12 protein-coding genes are annotated in these 22,774 nt (G+C 67.1%); 4 read left to right on the top strand and 8 right to left on the bottom strand.

Annotated features, from left to right (window positions below; translation table 11 throughout):
• Nucleotides 1-75: 75 nt before the first annotated feature.
• Entirely contained in the window at nucleotides 76-720 is a 645-nt protein-coding gene (locus tag G6N59_RS02110) for a hypothetical protein (protein ID WP_138230626.1), read from the bottom strand.
• A 134-nt stretch (nucleotides 721-854) separates the two neighbouring features.
• Between G6N59_RS02110 and G6N59_RS02105 the strand changes: the two genes are divergently transcribed.
• The 3 genes from G6N59_RS02105 to G6N59_RS02095 all read left to right on the top strand — a co-directional run bounded on the left by G6N59_RS02105 (nucleotide 855) and on the right by G6N59_RS02095 (nucleotide 3,906).
• Complete coding sequence (locus tag G6N59_RS02105; protein ID WP_138230625.1) at nucleotides 855-1,208, top strand: XRE family transcriptional regulator; 354 nt, start codon at nucleotides 855-857, stop codon at nucleotides 1,206-1,208.
• 56 nt (nucleotides 1,209-1,264) lie between these two features.
• On the top strand, nucleotides 1,265-1,999 hold the full coding sequence (locus tag G6N59_RS02100; RefSeq protein WP_138230624.1) for a hypothetical protein: 735 nt from the start codon (nucleotides 1,265-1,267) through the stop codon (nucleotides 1,997-1,999).
• Between the two features lie 167 nt (nucleotides 2,000-2,166).
• Complete coding sequence (locus G6N59_RS02095) at nucleotides 2,167-3,906, top strand: AMP-binding protein (protein ID WP_138230623.1); 1,740 nt, start codon at nucleotides 2,167-2,169, stop codon at nucleotides 3,904-3,906.
• A gap of 252 nt (nucleotides 3,907-4,158) precedes the next feature.
• Here the strand turns inward: G6N59_RS02095 and G6N59_RS02090 are convergent, their stop codons facing one another.
• Nucleotides 4,159-7,356, bottom strand: a complete 3,198-nt coding sequence (locus G6N59_RS02090) for an MMPL/RND family transporter (protein ID WP_234884227.1) — start codon at nucleotides 7,354-7,356, stop codon at nucleotides 4,159-4,161.
• 219 nt (nucleotides 7,357-7,575) lie between these two features.
• On the opposite strand from G6N59_RS02090, the gene G6N59_RS02085 reads away from it, so the two are divergent.
• Nucleotides 7,576-8,814: a glycosyltransferase gene (locus G6N59_RS02085; protein WP_138230622.1), complete on the top strand. Its 1,239-nt coding sequence runs from the start codon at nucleotides 7,576-7,578 to the stop codon at nucleotides 8,812-8,814.
• Between the two features lie 29 nt (nucleotides 8,815-8,843).
• On the opposite strand, the gene G6N59_RS02080 is transcribed toward G6N59_RS02085, so the two are convergent.
• The 6 genes from G6N59_RS02080 to meaB form a co-directional block, all read right to left on the bottom strand.
• The gene (locus G6N59_RS02080; protein ID WP_138230621.1) at nucleotides 8,844-10,256 is read right to left on the bottom strand and encodes a condensation domain-containing protein; all 1,413 of its coding nucleotides are present in this window, start codon (nucleotides 10,254-10,256) and stop codon (nucleotides 8,844-8,846) included.
• Between the two features lie 41 nt (nucleotides 10,257-10,297).
• Entirely contained in the window at nucleotides 10,298-11,707 is a 1,410-nt protein-coding gene (locus G6N59_RS02075) for a hypothetical protein (RefSeq protein WP_138230620.1), read from the bottom strand.
• Nucleotides 11,708-11,710: 3 nt separating this feature from the next.
• On the bottom strand, nucleotides 11,711-13,180 hold the full coding sequence (locus tag G6N59_RS02070; RefSeq protein ID WP_179970264.1) for a condensation domain-containing protein: 1,470 nt from the start codon (nucleotides 13,178-13,180) through the stop codon (nucleotides 11,711-11,713).
• Nucleotides 13,181-13,243: 63 nt separating this feature from the next.
• Complete coding sequence (pks2, locus tag G6N59_RS02065; protein ID WP_234884243.1) at nucleotides 13,244-19,492, bottom strand: sulfolipid-1 biosynthesis phthioceranic/hydroxyphthioceranic acid synthase; 6,249 nt, start codon at nucleotides 19,490-19,492, stop codon at nucleotides 13,244-13,246.
• A gap of 664 nt (nucleotides 19,493-20,156) precedes the next feature.
• Nucleotides 20,157-21,449, bottom strand: a complete 1,293-nt coding sequence (gene lipL, locus G6N59_RS02060) for an esterase/beta-lactamase LipL (RefSeq protein ID WP_138230618.1) — start codon at nucleotides 21,447-21,449, stop codon at nucleotides 20,157-20,159.
• A gap of 336 nt (nucleotides 21,450-21,785) precedes the next feature.
• On the bottom strand, nucleotides 21,786-22,760 hold the full coding sequence (meaB, locus tag G6N59_RS02055; RefSeq protein WP_138230617.1) for a methylmalonyl Co-A mutase-associated GTPase MeaB: 975 nt from the start codon (nucleotides 22,758-22,760) through the stop codon (nucleotides 21,786-21,788).
• Nucleotides 22,761-22,774 lie beyond the last annotated feature (14 nt).

The raw sequence follows: 22,774 nt of genomic DNA, 5'->3' as shown, positions 1-22,774 counted from the left end.
TTCTTCCGAATGCTCCCCGGTGATGGCCGGATCAATGCGGATGCAGCGATTCTAACGGGCGCGGGTCACCACCGATTACTCGGAGACCGGCATGGCCTCCGAGGCGAGCTCGATCACGGCGTAGGCGAACTGCTCGGCGAGTTCCTCCACGGTGTAGGGCTCGAACTGGTGCCGGGCGTACCACCAGTCGACGTGCAGCACGTCGTCAGCGCGGAATGCCCGGACCTCGAGGGTGTGCGCCGGACCCGGGTGGTCGCCGTCGATCGCGGACATGCCGTAACTGAACAAAACGTCGGCAACGTCGGTCGGGTTTGCGGTGGCCGCGGCCAGCGCACTGCGCACCGACCGCACCATCTCGGTGGCGTGCACGTCGGACGCCGGGACGCAGTCGACCTCGAGTCGGCGAAGCACCGCCAGCCCACCGCCGGAGCGTTCCTTAGCTGCGGCCACGTCGACCGCGGCCCGCCCGGGTCCGATCACCCGTTCGATGGCGCGGCCGAGCGCACCGATCAGCAACACCTCGGCGTCGACTCCCAGGTATTCGGCACCACCCTCGAGCTCGGCGGCGATCACCGGCGACAGCGGGGCTTCGAGCCGTCGCATGTCGACCGCAGCACCGGCGGTGTCGACGCCGCCGAACTCATAGTCGGCGACGTGGACCATCGCCGCAGCAGCAGAAGGGAGAACGGGGTCGATCTCACCGGCGTACGCAAGAGTCATGTGATGCACACTACAACACGATTCCCAAATTTGGGACATAGCTCCCGAAACTGTGACGCCCATGTCAATTACGGCTTATGTGTCGCGAAAATAGTTGCTAGCAACCAAAGGGGGGAAGGGTCTATCGTGACAGAGTGCCCCGAACAGACCAGAACGGCAGACAGCTCAAAGCGCTGCTCGACTACATCTTCGACGGCGACGTCGAAGCGAGGGAGATCTACGGTGCGCTCGGTACCTCGAGCAGCACGTACTACCGGCGAATCAAAGAGGCCGACTACCCAAACGCGGAGGAGCTGCGGCTGGTGGCCGATCACTTCCGGTTGAGCTACCCCGATCTGCAGGTCCGGTTCGGCTTGATGAGCCACGACGAAGTCGTCAACTACGTCCAGTCGGCGCCGCTCGCGGTTGCCACAGCGGCGCCGGCGGTACCCAAACGCGCCACAAAGTTGTCGGAAATGACGCGACGTGCTGATGCACCGCCGCTCTGATCAGTAGAATCTGAGCGGCTAGCAGCGCTGACAAGAGCTTCCAGAAGGCTTCCACCATGGCTCTCACATTTCTCATCACGATCACTCTCGCCTGTATGGCGTGGAGTTTGTGGATCCGTCGCGTCACCTGGTCCTGCCGCTGGGAAGTGGCGGCGACTCTCAACATCGCACTCCAGGCCGCGGCCGTCGCCCTGATGTCTCCGATGGCGGCCGACACCCTGGGGCGGGCCATCCATTCATTGACCGGCGTCTGGAACCTGCCGGCCTACTTGGGCCATGACTGCTACATCGTGGCTGCCTCGGCCATCGTGTACAACGCCATCGGCCGCCTGGCCGACGACGCCGCCATGCAGAAGATGTTCACGCAGTACATCGAACGGCCCGCGACCCTGTGCATCCCGGTCCTGTTGGCGCTGTTCTCCATGAGCGTCGCGGGCCGCGAATACTCCCCCGACCTGTTCACCATGCCGACCGACGGCTGGCTGGCCGCGTACTGGCTGGTCCTTTGCGGAACGCTGAGCTACCTGCTGGTGTTCGGCGGCCGCGCCCTGCTGGTCCTGCGCAGGAACGAGGATTCGCGGCGCATCGCCAACATCTACCTGTTCGCCACCGCCAGCGGCATTCTGGCCTGCGCCACCCGCATCCTGACGTCGCTGGTTCCGGATCTCCAGCCCCTCGAAGACGGCAGGTTCGTGTGGGTCTTCGCCTGCATGTGCGGCGGCGTCTTCGCGCTGGCATCCGCGCACTCGTGGCTGATCAAGACCAAGTGGTTCTCAAAGGCGACCCGCTGAGCCTCCGCCACAGACCGTCGGCGACTCGTCAGCAAAAAGCCTGATACGTCAAAATCAGCGGGAATGCCCTACGCTGCTATCCGGCACCCGGTGTCAGTTTGACGGTAGTCAACCGTCACCGACGACACCCGGCCTTCACCCCCTGCCCGAACATCCCCGAGGAGGAAGTGTCCGTGATCGAGTCGTCTCTGCCGGCCGTCCTGCGCGAACGCGCCAGCCTGCAACCCAACGACCTGGCTTTCACGTTCATGGACTACGACACCGACCCCGATGGTGTGGCCAAGACCCTCACGTGGGCTCAGCTGTACCAGCAGAGCGTCGCCGTCGCCCACGAACTACGCCAGCACGGTGAGATCGGCGACCGCGTAGTGATCGTGGCCCCGCAGTGCCTCGAATACGTCGTCGGATTCCTCGGCGCGCTCGAGGCCGGCATGATCGCGGTCCCGCTCACCCAGCCGATCATGGGCCACCACGACGAGCGCGTCATCTCCGTCATGAAGGATGCCCAGCCCGTCGTCGCCCTGACCACCGCGGCGAGCAAGGACGCCGTCGCGCAGTACGCGACGCCGAACGACGACGGCCGCAGCCCCGTGGTCCTCGCCGTCGACGAGCTGGACCTCGAGACCCGCCGTAAGCCGTTCTCCCGCCGCGAGGTTCGCCCGGAGACCGCCTACCTGCAGTACACCTCGGGCTCGACCCGCACCGCCGCCGGCGTCATGGTGTCGCACCGCAACGTCTCGGCCAACTACGAGCAGATGATCGCCGTCTTCTTCTCGGAGTGGGGCAAGGTCGCGCCTCCGGGAAGCACCGTGGTGACCTGGCTGCCGCTGTACCACGACATGGGCCTGCTGCTCGGTGTGTGCACGCCCATCCTCGGCGGTTGGCACACCGTGATGACGAGCCCCATCTCGTTCCTGGTCAAGCCCGCCCGGTGGATACAGCTCATGGGCAGCCACAAGAACGTCATCACCGCCGCGCCGAACTTCGCCTTCGATCTGGCAGCCGCGCGCACCACCGACGAGGACATGGCCGGTAAGGACCTGAGCACCGTCCTGACGGTGTTCAGCGGCGCCGAGCGTGTGCAGCCCACCACCGTCAAGCGCTACATCCAGCGCTTCGCCAAGTTCGGTCTGCCGGGCAAGTCCGTCCGGCCCAGCTACGGCCTGGCCGAGGCCACCCTCTACGTCGCTTCTCGTGAGTCCGGTGAGCCGCCGACGGTCGTCGAGTTCGACACCGAGAAGCTGGCCGACGGCATCGTCGAGCGCGTCGAGTCGGGCAGCCCGCTGGTCAGCTATGGCTTCTCGCCCTCTCCCCTCGTCCGCATCGTCGACCCGGAGACCCGCCGCGAGGCCGCCGAAGGCACGGTCGGCGAGATCTGGACGCACGGTGAGAACGTGTGCGCCGGGTATTGGAACAAAGTCGAAGAGACCGCCAAGACTTTCGGTGGCGTGCTCGTGGACGCCTCTGAGGGCACCCCGTCGGACACCTGGCTGCGCACCGGCGACCTCGGCTTCATCTCCGAGGGCTCACTGTTCATCATCGGCCGGATCAAGGACCTGCTGATCATCCGCGGCCGCAACCTGTACCCCGACGACATCGAGGCCACCGTCAGCGCGGTCTCGGGCGGTCGTACCGCGGCCGTCGGCTTCGAGGAGGACGGTGTCGAGCAGTTCGCCGTCGTCATCGAGATGAAGAAGCGCGGCGAGACCGAGGACGAGGTCCGCCAGAACCTGGCACAGGTCAAGCACGACATCACCTCCGCCATCTCGCAGGTGCACGGTGTGAACGCCGCCGACCTGGTGCTGGTCGGCCGGGGCTCGATCCCGATCACCACGAGCGGCAAGATCCGCCGGCAGGCCTGCACGGAGCTGTACCGCAAGGGTGAGTTGGCGCGACTCGACGCCTGACGACGATCAAGCGGCGAGGCACGAGCCGCGGTGTGGGGGCACCTCCCGCTTGCGGGGGAGAGTCGGGCACATCGACCGACGCTTGACGACGATATGACCAGGGCCGCAACGTCAATGACGTTGCGGCCCTGGTCGTATCGGGGACCGCCGTACGGCGGCCTCGCGGCGCCCAGCCGCTGAGTTCGGCGCATGGCCGGGACAAGAAACCGTGCGGGCTGTCCGCCAGCCCAGTGGAATGACGCGGTGGCCGGCTCAGCCGAAGAAGCCGCGGTGCTGTACCGCCCCGGCGGCCTCGAAGGCCGTCGTCATCTGGCAGGCATCACACGTCGCCGCATAGCCACACTCCGGGCAGGGTTCGACCTCGTCGGACTCCCGGCGAGCCTGTCGCTCGGCCATCAACCGCTCGGTGGCGGCGAGGGCCGCGGCCTGCTCGGCCTCTTCGCGCCTGCGGCGCGGCGACTTGGACGGCCACCAGTTGGCGTCGCCGAGCAGAGCCGCGGTCGCCGGCACCGTCACCGTGCGAACGATGAAGGTGTCCAGCAGCAGGCCGATACCGATGATGAAGCCGAGCTGCACGGCGCCCAGGATGCTACTGACCGTCATGGCGAGCATCGATGCCGCGAAGATCAGACCAGCAGAGGTGATCACGCCGCCGGTCGCGGAGACCGTTTTCACGATCGCCGAGCGCACGCCCCACTTCGCTTCGTCACGTATTCGGGATATCAGCAGCAGGTTGTAGTCGGCGCCGACCGCCACCAACACCAGGAACGCGATACCCGGCACGCTCCAGGAGATGTCGTAGCCCAAGATGAACTGGAAGAACACCACGCCGATACCCAGCGCCGAGCCGTACGACAGCACCACCGACAGCACCAGGTAGAGCGGCGCCACAATGGACCGCAGCAACTGCACCAGGATCAGGAACACCACGATCAGCGTGACGACCACGATGTACTGGATGTCGCTGTTGTAGTAGTCGCGGATGTCGCGGTTCACCGCGGACAGACCGACCATCGACACCTTGGCGTCGGACAGCGTCGTGTTGGGCAGTGCCGTCTGGGCAGCCTTGACGATCGCGTTGGTCTGGTCCATGGCTTCTGTGCCGAACGGGTTCAGCGCGGTCTGCACCAGGTAGCGCACCGTGTGCCCGTCCGGCGACACGAACAGCGTCGCGGCCTTCTCGAACTCATTCCGGCCCAGAATCTCGGGCGGCACGTAGAAACCGGCCATCTGCGGGGTGTTGGCGTCACGGCGCATACCTAGCAGGAACGACGAAGCCTGGTTCAGGCCGCCGCCCATCCCCCGGACCTGGTCGACCAACAGCTTCACACCGTCGGCGAGCTGCTTGCTCGAATCGGCGAGCAGATTCACGCCGTCGACCGCCTGCTGCAGGCGCTTCTCGAGGTCCGCGGTGTCGTAGAGGCGCAGCTGCTTGAGCAGGCTCGTGATGTTCTCGATGTTGGTGCCCATGCCCCGGACCTTGTCGTCCGTGCCGGGGTCGCTCTTGTACTGCTGCAGCATGTGGCCGAGGTTGATGACCTTCTGGACCGTCTCGGGATCGTTGCCGTCGTTGACGTTCTGCAGACCGATCTTCAGGTCGTTGCACGCTGGGTAGTAGTTGCAGAACGGCGTCGCGTTCAGCGTCTCGAGGGCCTTTCCGGACCACTTGTAGACGTCGCCGACCCGGACCAGCTGGCCACCGACGGCATCGCCCAGCGAGGTCATCTCGGACACCATCTTGGCCGACTTGTCCAGATCGTCCAGCGTCTTCGAACCGCCGTACTGCTTCTGCAGCGCCGCCATCTGGGTCAGCATGGAACGCACGGGGCCGATGCCCCCGAGCACCTGCGTGCGAATCTGGTTCAGCGCGTCGGCAAGCTGGTACTCGCCGTCGACCAGCTTCTGGAGCATGGCGTCATTGTTGTTGATGAGGTTCGAGGCGTCCTTGAGCTTGCTGCCGACCTCACCGGCCTGATACGTGGCCTTGGCCTGCTCCAGCACGTCGCCGGTGGGCCGGGTGATGCCACGGACCGCGTCGATGTGCGGCAACTGCGCGATGCGTTGTGCCATCTGCTCCATGTCGGCCAGTGACTTCGGGGCGCGCAGGTCACGCGGCGACTGGATCAGCACGAACTGCTGCATGGTGGAGCTGACCGGGAAATGCTTGTTCAGTGCCTCGTATGCGACGTTGCTCGCCGCGCTCGGGTCCAGGTCCTTGCGGTTGTCGTAGTTGTAGCGGACCAGCGTCGCGCAGCCGGCGAGCGCAAGCAGCACTGCGAGGCTACCGGCCAGATGTGTCACCGGGCGGCGCACGATGTTGACGCCCGAACGGCGCCAGAACTTGCCGGTCATGTCCTTGCGCGGCTTGATCCAGCCACGCCGTCCGACGAGGACGATCAGGGCCGGCAGCATCGTGACCGACGCGAAGAAACCGACCAGCACGGTCACCGCCAGCGCCGGGCCGATGGTGGCGAACACCCCGAGGGTGGCGAACGAGAGCGCCAGGAAGGTGATCGCGACGGTGCCGGCCGAGCCGGCGATGACTTCACCGATCGACGTCAGGGCAGAGACCAGCGCCTGATCACTGGCAACGCCCTGTCTGATGAACTCCTGATATCGGCTGAACAGGAATATGGCGTAGTCGGTCCCGGCACCCATCATCATGCCGGTCATCAGCACGAGCGTCTGTGGTCCGACCGCGAGCCCCATCAGGCCGAGACCGGCCACCAACTGCTGCGCGACGACCAGTGAGACGCCGATGGTGACCAGCGGCAGCAGCATCGCCACCAGACTCCGGTAGACGATGATCAGGATCGAGAAGACAAGGACGGCGGTCGCCGTCTCGATCATGTGCTGATCGCGGGCACCGATTTCGTTGATGTCCTGAAACGTGGCCGACGCGCCCACGATGTTCAGCGTCAGATCGCTGCCCTTGACCACGTCTTGGATGGTCTGCTGAGCGTTGCTGAAAGCGAGCTGGCCCGGTCCGGTGCCCATACTGCCGACCAGGCTGACCGGCAGCTGCATCGCCTTGCCGTCTTTGCTGATCATCACCTGACGCAGCTCGGGAATGTGGATGAAGTCCTGCGTCGACCTGACGTTGGTCTTGTCGGCATTCAGTTTGTCGACGAGCCGGCGGTAGACCTCTTCGTCTTCCTTGCTGATGCCGTGCTCGTCGGTCAGCAGGATGACCGCGACGTTGCCGGCGTCGGCTTCGCGGAACGCGTTCTTCATCGTGTTGCTGGCAACCAGCGTCGGCGCGTCGTCCGGCAGGAATGGTGGCGGGCGCCGGCCGGCGACGTCGATCAACGTCGGAAGCGCGAGAAATAGGACGGCCGCCAACCCGACCCAGGCTGCCAGGACCACGACGGGACGCCGCACCACGTACTTGCCGAGTGCGGCGAAACCCGCATGTGCCAAAGCACCGCTTGGCCTGGCACGTTTCAGCATCCCCGACAGGCTACACGCCGCAAACGGATCAGATGCACCGACCGGTACGGCAATATCGACGCCGTCACAGAGCCGCACACCCGGCGCCATGCTGTAATCGGGTGTGCCAGTGATGAAGTCACCCAACCCCCGCCGCGCCCGTCGGCGCCGGACGTCCTTGTTGCCATCGGTGCCCCAGCAATGCGGAGAACAGCGGCAGACCGATAGGTGTGACGTTCTGTGAAGTTTGCTATCGCCATCCATGGCACGCGTGGAGACATCGAGCCCAGCGGCGCTGTGGCCAGAGAATTGCTGCGTCGCGGCCACGAAGTACGCATGGCTGTGCCGCCGAATCTGGTGTCATTCGTCGCTTCTACGGGACTTCCGATGCCCGCCAGCTACGGCGTAGATTCTCAGCAGCAACTGGATGCGGACATCTTTCGCGACCATTTGAGCATCAAGAACCCGGTGAGCGTGGTCCGCGAACTCAGGGACTACATGACGCAGGGCTGGCAGGACATGAACGCCACCCTCACCGAGGTCGCCGCCGGCGCGGATCTGCTCCTTGCCGGGACCACGTATCAAGAGGTGGCCGCCAACGTCGCCGAGCATTTCGACATCCCGCTGGCCGCCCTGCACTACTTCCCGTTCCGCCCCAACAGCCAGGTACTGCCGGTGCCGCTGCCGTTGCCGCTGATCCGCCGCGGCTTCGCGGTCGGCGAATGGTTCCACTGGCGCATGTTGAAGGAAGCCGAGGACATCCAGCGGCGCACCCTGGGTCTGCCGCCGGCGACCGTGCGGGCGGTCCGCCGCATCGAAGACCGTGGCGCACTGGAGATCCAGGCCTACGACGAGGTGCTGTTCCCGGGACTGGCGGCCGAATACGGCGATGCCAAGCCCCTCGTGGGATCCATGTCGATGGAGCTGCAGACCGACACCGATGCCGACGTGATGGACTGGATCGCGGGTGGCAGGCCACCCATCTACTTCGGCTTCGGCAGCATGCCCGTGGAGTCCCCCGCCGCCGCGGTGGCGATGATCGACACGGTGTGCGCCGAGCTCGGCGAGCGGGCCCTGATCAGCTCGGGTGTCTGGGACCTGCCGCACACGACGCTGGGTGACCACGTGAAGCTGGTGGGCGCGGTCAACCATGCCGCGGTGTTCCCGCTGTGCCGGGCGCTGGTCCACCACGGCGGCGCCGGCACGACGGCGGCAGGACTGCGCGCAGGCGTGCCGACGGTTGTGCTGTGGGTCAGCGCCGACCAGCCGGTGTGGGCCGGGCAGATCAAGAAGCTGGGGCTCGGGGCGTCACGCCGCTTTTCGAAGACCACCCCGGCATCGCTGAAAGCCGCGCTGCGCACGGCGCTGCAGCCGGAGTGCGCAGCCCGGGTCCGGGCTGCGCAGGCGCGCATGACGAAACCCGCGGACAGCGTCGCGCGCACCGCGGATCTGTTGGAGAAAGCCGCCCAGGCCCGCTGAGGGCCTGGGCGGAAACGCCCGGTGGCGCGCTAGTAGATGGTCAGCGGCGTGAGGTCGAACTCGTCGAGCGTCTGCTGGACGAGCTCGCGCAGCATGGCCCGGCTGTTCTCGGCCCCCACCTGGTAGCCGACGATGCCGAGGTTCACCCGCCCGTTGTACCGGCCGGACGCGACGACCAGCAGGCCACCCGGCCGCTCGATGTCGGACCTCTTGACCTTCTGCTCGACACCCCAGCAGTTGAGGAACGTGGCCTGGTTGACCCCGTCGGGCCGGCACATCAGATCCGGCAGCGCCGCGAAGTTGGAGCACGTCACCGGCATGTCACCAAGCACGAGGTCGGCCGTCTTGTTCACCGCGCGCAGCGGAATGAACGGCGTCAGCGGCAGCAGGATGAACGACTCGTCGGGCTGGTCCTTGGCCGTGCTGAGCGAGGTCCGTAGCGACGCCCGCAGGTCCGTCAGGTCCTTGGCGACGTGGGTCGGGTCGACCGTGAGGTTGGCGAACGCCATGGCGTTGGCGCGGGTGTCCTCCATCGAGGTCCGGTCGTTGACCGCGACCATGAGCGAGATGTTGTTGTCGTGCTTGCGGTGTCGTTCCATGCGGACACCCAGCCGGGCGGCGAATGCCGCGGCCAGCGAGTAGGTGTTACCGCCGAGGGCTTCGCATTTCGCATCCCACTGCGCGACGTCGATGTGGGTGCCCGCGAACGGCATCAGCACGTACTCATCGCGGTCGCCTGGGGTCACCACCGGCCGGGTATCCCCGGAATTGCGAATCTCGTGACGTCTGCGGTGGAGCATCTTCGCGGCCGCCACCACGGTCCGGCGGATCTCGGGGAAATCGCGCCGAGCCTGACGCAGGTCGGCGCGGATGCCCTGCCAACGGGTCCGAGAGCCCGGCTGCGCGTATCCCAGATCGCGGCCCTGGCCGAGCACGGACTCCATGATGGCGGCCACTGCCCCGGTCCCGTCGATCAGGCAATGCGACAGTGCCAGCGCGACCGCCGTCGAACCGTCGCTGAACGACTGGACACCCAGGTGCCAGCCCGGACCGTGTTCCGGATCGATCGGGACCTGCGACCGCTCTTCGAGCCAGTCGGTCAGTTCCGCACGCGGACGCGGGGTTTCGGCGATGTCCAGGGGGCGCTCAAGGGCCGGAGCGGCAACCCACCGGGCCCGGCCGAACGGCAGTGGCGAGCGCTCGATCCGGCGGGCCGCGAGGCTGTGTCCGAAGTTCGCATGGAACCGGCGCAGTCCGTCGAGATCAACGGGCCCCTCGAAGAACCACAGGGCCAGCATGACCTGGACCCGGCCACTGGCCCGGTACGACAGGAACGTCGCCTCGTCCATGTAGTCCAGACGGTCCTGCGGACGGTCCAGCTCCAGCGGCAGCTTGGCGAACCGGCGACGACCGGTCCGCTTTGACCGGGTATCAGTGGACAAGATAGACCTGGCCCTTCACTTTTCGATTGTCTGAACCGGGATTACTCGTAGACGGCAGAAAGGCCGAACTCGGCCAGCGTCTCTTCCACGTACGCGCGCAGCGTGGCCTTGGTGTTCTCGGCGCCCGGCTGGTACCCGATCACCGCCATCGACACCCGTCCGATCATCTGCATGGAGATGACGGTCAGAATGCCCTTGCGGTGCTCCAGCACCCCGCGGGGCACCTGGCCGTCCACACCGCGAGCCATGACGTATTCGGCCGGAGTCCCGTCGACCCGAGCCAGGTCGTCCGGCAGCACCCCGAGGTTCGAACAGAACACCGGCAGCTCACCGAACCCGACCGCGATGTCCGCGGCCTGCGTGACGGCGCGTTTGGGGACGAACGGCGTGAGTGGCAACAGCTCCAACTTCTCGTCGGGCTCCTCACGCATCTTCCGCAGGGCTTCCTTGATGACCGCCCGGGTTTCCGTCAGGTCCTCGGTGACGCCCTTCGGATTCACCCGGGCATCACCGATGAGCACTGCGTTGGCCCGGGTGTCCTCCAGCGTGCGGTCGTTGATCGGCACGACCAGCGGCACCACGCCTTCGGCCTCGCTGAACCGCCCCATCCGCTCGGACAATCGGGCGGCGAACCCGGCGATCAGCGCATAGCTGTTTCCGCCGAGTGCTTTGGCCCGCGCATCGAATTCAGCAGCGTCGATGAACGCGAAGATCGCCGGCACCACCAGGTTTTCCTTGGCACTGGCCGAATCCAGGTGTGCGGCCGGCGACTTTCCGGAGCGTCGCAGCTCGCTGCGCTTCTGGTAGGCCTGCTTCGCCGCCGACTTCATCGAACGGCCAAGCTCCGGCAGATCGCGGAAGGTCTGGCGCAGGTCGGCGCGCACAGCGCCCCATCGAGACCGCGAACGTGGCTGCGGCAGACCGAGATCGCGCCGCTGGCCCGTGACCGACTCGAACACCGTCAGCATGGCGCCGCCGCCGTCGGCGATGCAGTGCGAACCGACCAGGCTGACCACCGTGGCACCGTCGTCGAGCGGTTGCACACCCATGTGCCACGTCGGCCCGAACTCCGGGTCGACCGGAATCTGTGCGTGTTCGTCCAGAAAGTCGCCGAGTTCCGACCGGGGGCGCACGGTCTCGTACATCCGGATCGGTGCCGGTGGCCCGAGCGCCGACACCCAGCGGTGCCGGCCGAACGGCAAGATCGACGGTTCGATCTGGCGACCGCCGAGACCGTGGCCGAAGTTGTAGTGGAACCGGCGCAAACCGTCCATGTCCACCGGGTGTTCATAGACCCAGCCGAACTGCATGACCGCGGCCTGGCCGGTGGCGCGCAGACCCAGGAACATCGCCTGGTCGACATAGTCGAGCACGCGGCTCTGATCGTCGGCGCCGTCAGCCCGCCAACGGCGCAACAAGGGCACACGCGACGGGCGCGTGGAGGTCGTCACAGCTCAGCCCTTCACAGCTCGAATCAGTTCGCTGCGGCAACCGTTGTGGCGCAAGGCCTCCGAGCGGCCGGCATTCGAACCACCGTCGGCCACCCGCAGGTACACGGCACGCATCGCGTGCAGGTACTTGTCCACGGATTCGCGGGCGATCGGGTTGTCCGGGTAGGCGATGGTGACCGACGTTTCCTTCTCGGAACGGTTCACCCAGATGCCGATCTGGTACGCCGAGCGGGCATCGCTGTACACCCGGCCGTTGAGCCGCTCCCACTCGTTCATGATCGCCGGCGACAGCGGCGGCAGGTTGGTGTCCAGGTACGACACCATCGGCACGCCGGGATCCGCTTTGCGGATCGACGCGACCTTGCCCTCGGCGAGTTCGAGCACCCGCTCGAACGGGACGTGCGCCAGATCCATACCGGCGTCGAACGCCTTCTGCATGGCGCGGGCGGTGTCACCGAACGATTCCGGCGCCACCGGGACGCTGATCGGCACGACGCCGGTGAACCAACCCGTCGTCATGAACTCGGCCGGGGTGCGGCGTGTCGTGGTCGGGGTGATGATGTTGTAGACCGGCCGGCCGGTGAGTTCATGCTCGGCAAGCGCCGCGCAGGCGATCACGCCGCCGATCACCCGGGCACCCGCCGACAGGCAGGCCGATTCGAACCGCTCCGACTGATGCTTGTCCATCAACCGGACGGTGAGCATCTCGCCGCCGCACGGCACCGTCGGGTCACCGAGGGGCAGCGGGAAGCACGGCAGCGTGCCGTCGTTGGCCTCGGCGAACTTGATCCAGTCCTTGACCTCCGGGGACTCCAGCGTCAGCGACGCGGTGTACTCCGCCTGCTTGACGCAGTAGTCGTCGTAGCTGCCGGCGTCGGCCAACGGGATCGGCGGCGCACCGCTGACCAGGGCCGCATACATGAGGTGGATCTCCACCAGCACCAGCCCCATCAGCAGCGCATCGGTATGCACGTGATCGATGCTGAAGTAGAAGGTGAAGTGGTCGTCGCGCTGGATGATGCCGAAGTGGAAGCAGTCCCACTGCAGCGGATCCGGCGTGGCGAGCACGTGGTCACGCCACTGCTGGGCGTTCATCTCGCCGTGCTCGGTCGGCACCAGCTTGATGTCGCGCGGGCTCTTCGCCGTCCGGCGCACCACCGAATCGTCGTCGAGGAGCTCGAACCAGCTGTGGAAGGTGTCGTGCCGGCGTACGTAGGCGTTGATGACGTGCGTCATCGCCCGGACGTCGCACTTGCCCGGCATGTCCCATGCGGCGATGTTCAGTCGGGCCATGTCCGTGCCGTTGCGCTCGTGCGAACGGAACGCGCGGATGTGCTGGCTCTGCTGGTAGCTGACCGGCACCTGGCTGACAGGCGCGTTGCGCAGCTTGGTGAGCGACGCCGAGGAGGGATTCCAGGAAGTCAGAACGCCCGAGGAGCCCATCCAGTCATGGATGGTCCTAATCGCAACCATGTTCACTCTCCTGTGCTTCGGTGAATTCAGCGTGCGGCTTCCTTGACGCCCTACCCTGACCCGTCATGTCGAAATCGCCGTCGAAATCGCCTCCCCCAGGCGTTCTGCCAGAGCCCGAACATTCGTGATGTCCGAAGACCCGATCCGGACTCCCGTCTCGGCCTCGATACGTGTCCGCAGTTCAAGCGCCCCGAGCGAATCGAGGCCATACTCGGCCAGCGGACGATCGGGATCAACAGATCGCCTGAGTATCATAGACATAGCGTCCGTGATCAGGCGCCTCAGACGAGCCGGCCGCTCCTCCTCCGACAGCGCATGGAACTCCGCGAGGAATTCGCTGGTGCCCGCACCGCCGCGCCCGATGTTCGCGAACGACTCGGCAAACTTGCTGGTCTGAGCGAAGGCCACCAGCCAGTCCGCCCCGGCGACCGGGGCGTACCCGGCGTAGGCGCGGTCGTGGCGGATGATCGCGTCGAACGCGTAGGCGCCGTCCTCGGGATCGATCGCCATGGCATCGTCGGCGGCCATGCCCTGCCCGGCACCGATCTTGGCCCAGGCACCCCAGGCGATGGCTCCGGCCGGCAATCCCTGCGCGCGGCGCCACTGGGTGAACGCGTCCAGCCAGCTGTTGGCCGCAGCGTAGGCGGCCTGGCCGGGCGAGCCCACCATGGCGGCAGCCGACGAGAACGAGCAGAACCAGTCCAGCTCGGATCCCGCGGTCGCCTCGTGCAGGTACCACGCGCCGTACACCTTCGGTGCCCAGTCGCGCTCGATCAGCTCGTCGGTGATGTTGGGCAATGTCGCGTCTTCGACCACCGCCGCGCCGTGCAGCACGCCGCGTAGCGGCCTGCCGGTCGACTCGGCGGCCGCGACCAGACGGGCGGCGGTGTCCGCGGCAGCGATGTCGCCCAGCACCACCTCGACCTCGGCGCCCTTGCTGCGGACTGCCTCGATGGCCTGCTGGGTCTTGGCACTCGGCTCCGAACGCGCATTGAGCACGATGCGTCCGCAGCCGCCGGCCGCGAGTTTGTCGGCCAGGAACAGGCCCAGACCGCTGAGGCCACCGGTGACGATGTAGGACCCGTCGGCCCGGTACACGGGAGCGTTCTCCGGCGACAGCACCGCCTCGAACTCCCCGGTGTGCGGGATGTCGAGCACGAGCTTGCCGGTGTGGCCGGCCGCACCCATCACCCGGATCGCCGTGGCGGCATCGCTCAGCGGGTAGTGCGTGGTGTCCGGTACCGGCAGCACACCCTCAGCGATCTGCCCGAAGATCGTCTCCAGCATGCCGCGCGTGAGGTCGGGGTTGGTCAACGTCAACAGAGCCAGGTCGAGCGCGTAGAACGACAGGTTCCGGCGGAACGGGAACAGGCCCATCCGGGTGTCGCCGTAGATGTCACGCTTGCCGATCTCAACGAACCGGCCGCCGAACGTCAGTAGCTCGACACCGGCCTTCTGCGCCGCACCGGGCAGCGAGTTCAGCACGACGTCGACGCCGTAGCCGTCGGTGTCGCGGCGGATTTCCTCCGCGAAGGCCGTGCTGCGGGAATCGTAGACGTGCTGAATTCCCCAGCTGCGCAACAGGTTTCGACGATCGTCGCTACCGGCGGTGGCGTAGATCTCGGCACCCGCGGCCCGCGCGATGGCGATGGCGGCCTGCCCCACGCCACCGGTGGCGGAGTGGATCAGCACCTTGTCGCCGGCCTGGATGCGGGCCAGGTTGTGCAGGCCGTACCAGGCGGTGGCGTGCGCACTGGGCACCGCCGCCGCGCTGCCCTCGGGCAGATCGTCCGGAATCTTCACGGCCAGGTTGGCGTCGCAGGTGACGAAGGTCTTCCAGGCACCGGTCAGCGAGATACCCGCCACCCGGTCGCCGATCTGGTGATCGGTCACGCCCGGGCCGACCGCGGTGACCACACCGGCGAAGTCCGCACCCGGCTGCGGCATCCGGCCCTCGAAGCTCGGGTACCGGCCGTACGCGACGAGCACATCGGCGAAGTTCAGGTTGGACGCCGCGACCGAGACCTCGATCTGGCCCGGTCCCGGAGCGACCCGCTCGTACGCGGCCAGCTCCGCCGACGACAGGTCGCCGGGGGTCCGGATCTGCAGCTGCACACCGTCGGTCTCCGGTCGCACGACGGTGGTGCGACGTTCCTCGGGCTGCAGCTGGCTCAGGTTCAGGCGCGCGGTGAACCACTCGCCCGATCGCCATGCCGTCTCGTCCTCTTCCGAGCCGGACAGCAGTTCCGCCGCGACGTGCGCCACGTCGGCCTGCACGTCCAGATCGATCTGGGTCGGCCGCATCGCCGGGTACTCCATGCCGATGGCCCGCATGAAGCCGCGGATACCGCCCTGCTCGAGGTTGGCCACATCAGCGGACAGCACCGTGCGGGCACCACGGGTGAGCACGTACAGCCGCGCGGGCTGACCCGGCACGTCCGGCAATCCACGCACGATCTGCACCAGCTGCTCGACCTGCGCCACGCCGCGCTGAGCGCTGGCCACAGTCGCTGACGCAGCCGGCCCCTCGGGCGCCGCGGTGACGATGACGACGCCCTTGAACGGCTTGGCCGTCAAAGTGGCCTGCAGCGACTCAAGGTTCGACGCATGGTCGGCGTCGGCAGGCCAGGCCATGGTGGAGACGTCTGCCTCGTCGGACTGCAGCACCTCGGACAGCTTCTCGGTCAGGCTGTCGGCGTCCGCCGCGGCGGAGATCAGCAGCCAACGGCCCGGATCCACCACGTTGGCGACCGGGGCTTCCTGGCTACGCCATTCGATGTTCAGCAGGCGCTCGCCCAGCAGTCGCTCACGCTGGCCTTCCTCGGACACACCCGTACCGAGACGCAGGCCGGTGACCGCGAGCAGCACCGCACCGTGCTCGTCGAGCACATCGATGTCGGCTTCCACCGCGGTCGGCGACAGGCTGGTCAGCTTGACGTAGCAGTAGTGCGCGTTGCGGGTCGATTCGTAGGCCCGCAACTTGGCGACGCCCAGGGGCAGCATCAGTGCGCCGGTGGTGTCGCCGTGCAGATCAGGATGCGCGGCCACGGCCTGGAAGCAGGCATCCAGCAGCGCCGGGTGCACCGTGTAGGCGCTCTGCTGCGATCGGATGGCGCCGGGCAGCGCGACCGCGGCGAGCACCGTGGTGCCTGCGGTCGTGTGCGCCGCAGTCAGGCCCGAGAACGCCGGGCCGTACTGGATGCCACGGTCGGCGAACCAGGCGCGCAGGTCGCCACCGTCGACATCGTCGGTGTGGGCGGCGACCAGCTTGGCCAGGTTGTAGGAAGGCCGTAAGGCATCGTCCGCGCTGCCCGATTCGACGGCGTGCAGCGTCGCCGCAGCCCGGCGCACCTGCTCGCCGTCCTGGTAGGTCTCGACGAGGAAGTCGATGTCGCCGGACGGAACCGCCGTCGCCACCGCCGATACCGCGGTCTCCTCTTCGAGCAGGAGCATCGCCTCGAAGGTCACGTTGCGCACCTCGGAGGCCTCGCCCAGCACCTCGCGGGCCGCACCGAGTGCCATCTCGCAGTACGCCGCACCTGGCAGCGCCGCCACGTTGTGCACCTGGTGGTCACCGAGCCACGGCTGCATACCGGTGCCCACGTCGGACTGCCAGACGTGGCGCTCGGGCTCCTCCGGGAGCCGGACGTGCGCGCCGAGCAGCGGGTGCACGGCCAGCGAGGCCCCGCCGGGAGCCTGCTCGTGCGGGTCGCGCGTGAGGATCAGGTGGTTGCGGGTCCACGTCGGCAGCGGCACGTCGACCAGCTCGCCGTCCGGGTAGATCGTCGAGAAGTCGATGGCGGCGCCGGCATTGTGCAGGTCGGCGACGACGTCGCGCAGGCCGTTCGGCACGTCCTGCTCGCGCCGCATCGCCGCCAGGGCGGCGATGCCGATGTCCTGGTGTGCGGCGTTCTGGTTGACCGCGTGCACCAGCAGCGGGTGCGGGGCCAGCTCGATGAACACGCGGAAGCCGTCGTCCAGCGCGGCCTGCACCGCGGCGCCGAAGCGAACGGTGTGTCGCAGGTTGTCCACCCAGTAGTCTGCGTCGTAGTCGGCAGGATCACGCGGGTCGTACTGCGTGGCCGAGTAGTACGGGACCGTCGGCTCGTCGGGCTCGAGGTCCTCGAGCGCGTCGGCGAGCTCGTCCAGGATCGGGTCGACCTGCGGCGTGTGCGACGCGACATCGACGGCCACCTCGCGGGCCATGATGCCGCGCTCGTCCCATTCCTTGACCAGGGCGCGGATGGCGTCCTTGTCACCACCGACGACGGTCGACTGCGGCGAAGCGACGACCGCCAGCACGACGTCGCCGACGCCGCGGGCGCCGAGCTCGGAGAGCACCTGTTGGGCGGGCAGTTCCACCGATGCCATGGCGCCCGAGCCGGACACCTTGAGCATCAGGTTGGAGCGGCGGCAGATGACCTTCACGCCGTCGGCCAGCGACAGTGCGCCGGAAACGACGGCCGCGGCGGACTCGCCCATCGAGTGGCCGATGACCGCGCCAGGCTGCACACCGTACGACCGCAGGGTCGCGGCGAGCGCCACCTGGATGGCGAAGACGGCGGGCTGGATGCGGTCGATGCCGGTCACCGCCTCGTTCGCGGTGATGGCCTCGGTGATCGAGAAGCCCGACTCCGCTTCGATCAGCGGTTCGATCTCGGCGATGGCGGCCGCGAATGCGGGCTCGGTGGCCAGCAGGCCGGCGCCCATGGCTGCCCACTGTGAGCCCTGACCCGAGAACACCCACACCGGGCCACAGTCACCTGTGCCGGCCGAGCGCTCGTACGGGGTCTCGCTGTCGGCGACCTCGCGGAGCGCCCCGATCAGCCCCGCGGCGTCCTCGGCGAGGACCGTGGTGCGCACGGGCCGGTGGGCGCGGCGGCGGGACAGCGTATAGGCCGTGTCGGCCAGGTCCAGGGACTCGCCCTGGGCAGCGGCCCAGTCGGCCAGCTTGCCGGCCGTGCGCCGCAGTTCCTCGGCCGAGGTGGACGACACCGGGAACAGCAACTTGCCACCGAGGGCCTGACCCTCGGACTCGACGGTGCGCGGCGACGACGCGGCGGGCGCCTGCTCGACGACGGCATGCACATTGGTGCCCGATAGGCCGTAGGCCGACACCGCAGCCCGGCGCGGATGGCCGGCCGTCGCCGGCCACGGCACCAGATCCGTCGGCACGAACAGTCCGGTGGGGATGGCCGCCATCTCGGCGGGCATCTCGTTGTAGTAGAGGTTCTTCGGCACCTCGCCGTGCTGCAGGGCCAGGACGGCCTTCATCAGACCGACCGCACCGGACGCCGACTGCGCATGGCCGACGTTGGTCTTCACCGAACCCAGGATTACCGCACCCTGCTTGCCGTAAACCGTTGCCAGACTTGAGTATTCGATCGGGTCGCCGACTGGCGTTCCGGTCCCGTGCGCCTCGATGTACCCGACGGTGGTGGGGTCGATACCACCGAGCTCCAGCGCGCGGCGGTAGACCGCGACCTGAGCTTCCTCCCCCGGCGTCGCGATGTTGACGGTGTGGCCGTCCTGGTTGCTCGCGGTGCCGCGGATGACGGCAAGGACGCGGTCGCCATCGCGCTGCGCGTCGTCGAGTCGTTTCAGCATGAACATGACGGACGCCTCGGCGGAGACGAATCCGTCGGCGGCCACGTCGAATGCGTGGCAATGGCCGGTCGGCGACAGCATGCCCTGCGCCGAACCCGAGGACATCTTGCGCGGTTCCAGCATGATGTTGACGCCACCGGCCAGTGCGGCGTCGCTCTCTCCGTCGTGCAGGCTGCGGCACGCATGGTGCACAGCGAGCAGGCTGGAGGAGCACGCCGAGTCGACGGTGTACGCGGGGCCGTGCGCACCCAGGTGGTAGGAGACGCGACCCGAGGCGAGGCTGTAGTTGTTCCCCGTGAAGCCGTACGGTCCCTCGATGGCGTGGGCGTCGGCGGCCAGCAACTGATAGTCACCGGCGGTCATGCCGACGAAGACACCGGTGAGCGATCCGGCCAGGGTGGCGGGGTCAATGCCCGCGTGTTCCACGGCCTCCCAAGAGGTTTCGAGGATCAGGCGGTGCTGCGGGTCGATGGCGGTGGCCTCGCGGTCGCTGATGTTGAAGAAGTCGGCATCGAAGCCGGCGACGTCATCGATGAAGGCGCCCCACTTGGAGACCGACCGGCCGGGCACGCCGGGCTCCGGGTCGTAGTACTCCTCGGCGTCCCACCGCTCCAGTGGAACTTTGGTAACCAGGTCGTCACCGCGCAGCAGGGCTTCCCACAACTCCTCTGGCGAACTGATCCCGCCAGGTAGTCGGCATGCCATGCCGATGATCGCGACGGGTGTCGTCGGTGACCCACCCACTTAGCTACCGCCTCTCCGAGCAGTCCAGACCGACTCCGACACACGCTGTGTCGGGTGGCTCGCAGACCGCCGCTCAATACATTTTGGAAATCGTCTTTGCCGCTTTAATCAAACTGGCTCGAAATCCTACCGGGTCAAATTAACTGATCCGCCGAATCGGGGCTACCCGTTTCGGCCGAATCGCTACCAGGCGACCATCACCACCGGATATCCGCAGCACACTCGCCACGGAAGGCCCAACCCGCCCGGCGCGCCGTTGCACAGGGGTTTGGTTCGGAGCCTTTTCGAACCAGCCACGGGCCGGAAGCATAGCGCTCCGTAGCGAACAACGTTCACCCCAGCACCGCGCGCGCACCGAAGGCACGACAGGGGGAATGTTTGCGTGGATATCGAAATTGCAATGAGAGCAACATTGCAAAAATCCGATACCTACAGGCTGCGGCCATAAAGCCGTATTTTCGGCAATGGTCGATACACATGGTACGAAATATCTGGTGTGACGAACTCCGCTCGATACGGGCAAAAAATCAACACGCCAGACATCTGCGGGTTTGGGAAAGTCCGGTGCTGAGGGCGGTCCGCATCGCTTCCGATGCGGCCGGGTGTCTCGCACGCGCAAACTCCGTCAGCCCGCCACAGGGGCCGGATCTGCATAGGCCGCACCGAACTCCGTCACCCGACAGAAACCGTTGCTGCGCGCCTGCGCGACACTGTGTCGCACCATTGCCCCGAGTGCCACGAAACCGGCCTGATCCGGAACCATGAGCGGTGTCAACAGCCGGTTGTGCACGAAGCCGAACGCCAGGCCGCGATCCGGGTCGGCCCAGCCCAGCGACCCACCGAGACCGACGTGGCCGAACCCCGGCATGATGCCCGGGAACGGCAGTCCGTGATAGCCCAGGTTGAAGTCCATCGGCAGACCGAGGCCCAAGTCGGGGAACACACTGCCCGTACCGCGCAGCTGCGCCACGGTGCCGGCGGACAGGAAGCGCATGCCATCGATCTGGCCACCGTTGGCGATCGCGCCGTACACGCGGCCCAGCGATCGGGCCGTGGCCACCCCGTTGGCGCCCGGCATCTCGGAATCCAGCAGCGGGGTATCTCCTTGGGCCATCGACCGCATACCGGTGAAGTACATCGAGCCGAATCCACCCGAGAACGGCAACTTCGCCACATACGGCGCCACCGCGTCGAACAGCGGATTGCGGATCCGGAGCTGCGGGCCGATGATCTGCGCGGGCTGCGTGGGTGCCTCGGCCGACGGGCGGCCCAGATGCAGACCGTCCACCCCGAGCGGTTCCGCCAGCTCGGTGCGGAACAGGTCACGCATGCCCTGCCCCGTCACTGCCCGGGCCAGGCCGGACAACAACCAGCCGTAGGTGATGGCGTGGTACGCCGGGCGCCCCTTCATCCAGCTCATCGGAGCCGCCGCCAACCGCTGCTCCATGAGGCGGTGGTCCATCAGCTCGGCCCGGGTGGCGCCGTTCAGCTGCGACAGCCCCGCCCGGTGCCGCATCAGCTCCCGCACCGTCACACCGGCCTTGCCGTTGGCCGCGAACGCAGGCCAGTAGTCGGCAACCGGTGCGTCGTAGGCGATCAGGCCGCGGTCGGCCAGTCGGTGGATGACGGTCGAAGCCAACCCCTTGGTCGCCGAGAACACCATGGCGCCGGTGTCCGCTCCCCATGGCCGAGTGCCCCACCTGTCGGCCCACCCCGTCCATACATCGACGACCGGGACGCCGTCGAGGTACACCGAGAGGGCACCGCCGCCGAGAAAACGGCTGGGGAACATGGCGGAAAACACCCGCACCACGTTTGCGAAATTCGGGTCGGCGGCACCGTGAACGCCCTGCGGAAGGGGCCCGCCGGCGGACCGGAAAGGCGCCACGTTGCGCTCCCGGCGAATAGCGTTGGTCATTACCAAATGATGACGTGCCGGTGCCGCAGACCATCTCCGATGTTACCAATCTGTTAACTAAATAGTCTGGCGCACGCTCCCGGAAATCCACTTCAAGATCGCACTTACGCCGGCGTAACTCGTTGCGAAGAGCAGACAATGCCGGCAGTTTCTCGTGGTCACACCAGGTCACTGGCACTATTTGCTGGTAGCCGAACCCATGCCACTGCCATTTCTCTCGGGCCTGCGGCGCACCACTGAACAAACCAGGAATTGGTTTCGCCAACGCGGCCCGAAACCCCGTTCTCGATATCGCACCGGCATCGCTCGTCGGCAATACCGAGCCGAACGCCGTCGTCAGTTCGCGAGGTCGATGATGCGCTGCGCCGCCAGCGCGGGTGTGAGTTCACCGTCGCGCACCTGACGTTCCACCTCGTCACGGTGCGCCTTGACGGCGGGGTTCGACAACACCCGGTCCAAGACGGTATCCCGCACCATGGTCCAGGTCCAGTCCACCTGCTGGGCCCGTCGCCGGGCCTCGAATTGGCCCGCCGCACTGAGGGTTTCACGATGCTTGAGCACGGTGTCCCACATCGCGGCCAGACCGTCGCCGTGTAACGCGCTCATCGTGAGCACCGGCGGCCGCCACAGGGTGTCGCGCGGATAGATCAGCCGGATGGCACCCGAGAGCTCGCGCGCCGCGGCCTTGGCTTCGATGGCATGCTCACCGTCGGCCTTGTTGACCACGATCACGTCGGCCAGTTCCAGCACACCCTTCTTGATGCCCTGCAACTGATCGCCGGTGCGAGCCAGGGTCAGGAAGACGAAGGTATCGACCATGTTGGCCACCGCCACCTCGGACTGCCCGACGCCAACGGTCTCGACCAGGACGACGTCGTAACCGGCCGCCTCGAGCAGCACGATGGTCTCGCGGGTGGCCTTGGCCACCCCGCCGAGCGTGCCCGACGTCGGCGACGGCCGGATGTACGCCTCGGGCTGCACCGCCAGCTGCGCCATGCGGGTCTTGTCGCCCAGGATCGAACCGCCGGTTCGGGTCGACGATGGGTCGACAGCCAGCACCGCGACACGGTGCCCCTGTCCGATCAGGTACATACCGAGCGCTTCGATCGTGGTCGACTTCCCCACCCCGGGCACGCCGGTGATGCCGACGTGCAGCGCCCGGCCCGCTTCCGGGGCGAGTTCGAGCAGCAGCTGCTGCGCGGCATCGCGATGGTCGGCCCGGGTGGACTCGACCAGCGTGATGGCACGCGCCAGCGCCGCTCGATCGCCGGCCCGGATGTTCGTGGCGAGTTCCGGTATTGGTGTGCTCATCGTCGTGTCACCGG

The organism is Mycolicibacterium aubagnense, assembly GCF_010730955.1.
GTDB classification, from domain to species: domain Bacteria; phylum Actinomycetota; class Actinomycetes; order Mycobacteriales; family Mycobacteriaceae; genus Mycobacterium; species Mycobacterium aubagnense.
The sequence above is the reverse complement of the archived record's forward strand: the minus strand, read 5'-3'. Positions and strand labels throughout refer to the sequence as shown.

Excerpts from the sequence above, each read along its gene's own strand:
- G6N59_RS02110 (WP_138230626.1), bottom strand. The coding sequence starts at position 720 with ATGACTCTTGCGTACGCCGGTGAGATCGACCCCGTTCTCCCTTCTGCT.
- G6N59_RS02100 (WP_138230624.1), top strand. The coding sequence starts at position 1,265 with ATGGCTCTCACATTTCTCATCACGATCACTCTCGCCTGTATGGCGTGG.
- G6N59_RS02090 (WP_234884227.1), bottom strand. The coding sequence starts at position 7,356 with ATGCTGAAACGTGCCAGGCCAAGCGGTGCTTTGGCACATGCGGGTTTC.
- G6N59_RS02070 (WP_179970264.1), bottom strand. The coding sequence starts at position 13,180 with ATGGTTGCGATTAGGACCATCCATGACTGGATGGGCTCCTCGGGCGTT.
- pks2 (WP_234884243.1), bottom strand. The coding sequence starts at position 19,492 with ATGGCATGCCGACTACCTGGCGGGATCAGTTCGCCAGAGGAGTTGTGG.
- lipL (WP_138230618.1), bottom strand. The coding sequence starts at position 21,449 with ATGACCAACGCTATTCGCCGGGAGCGCAACGTGGCGCCTTTCCGGTCC.
- meaB (WP_138230617.1), bottom strand. The coding sequence starts at position 22,760 with ATGAGCACACCAATACCGGAACTCGCCACGAACATCCGGGCCGGCGAT.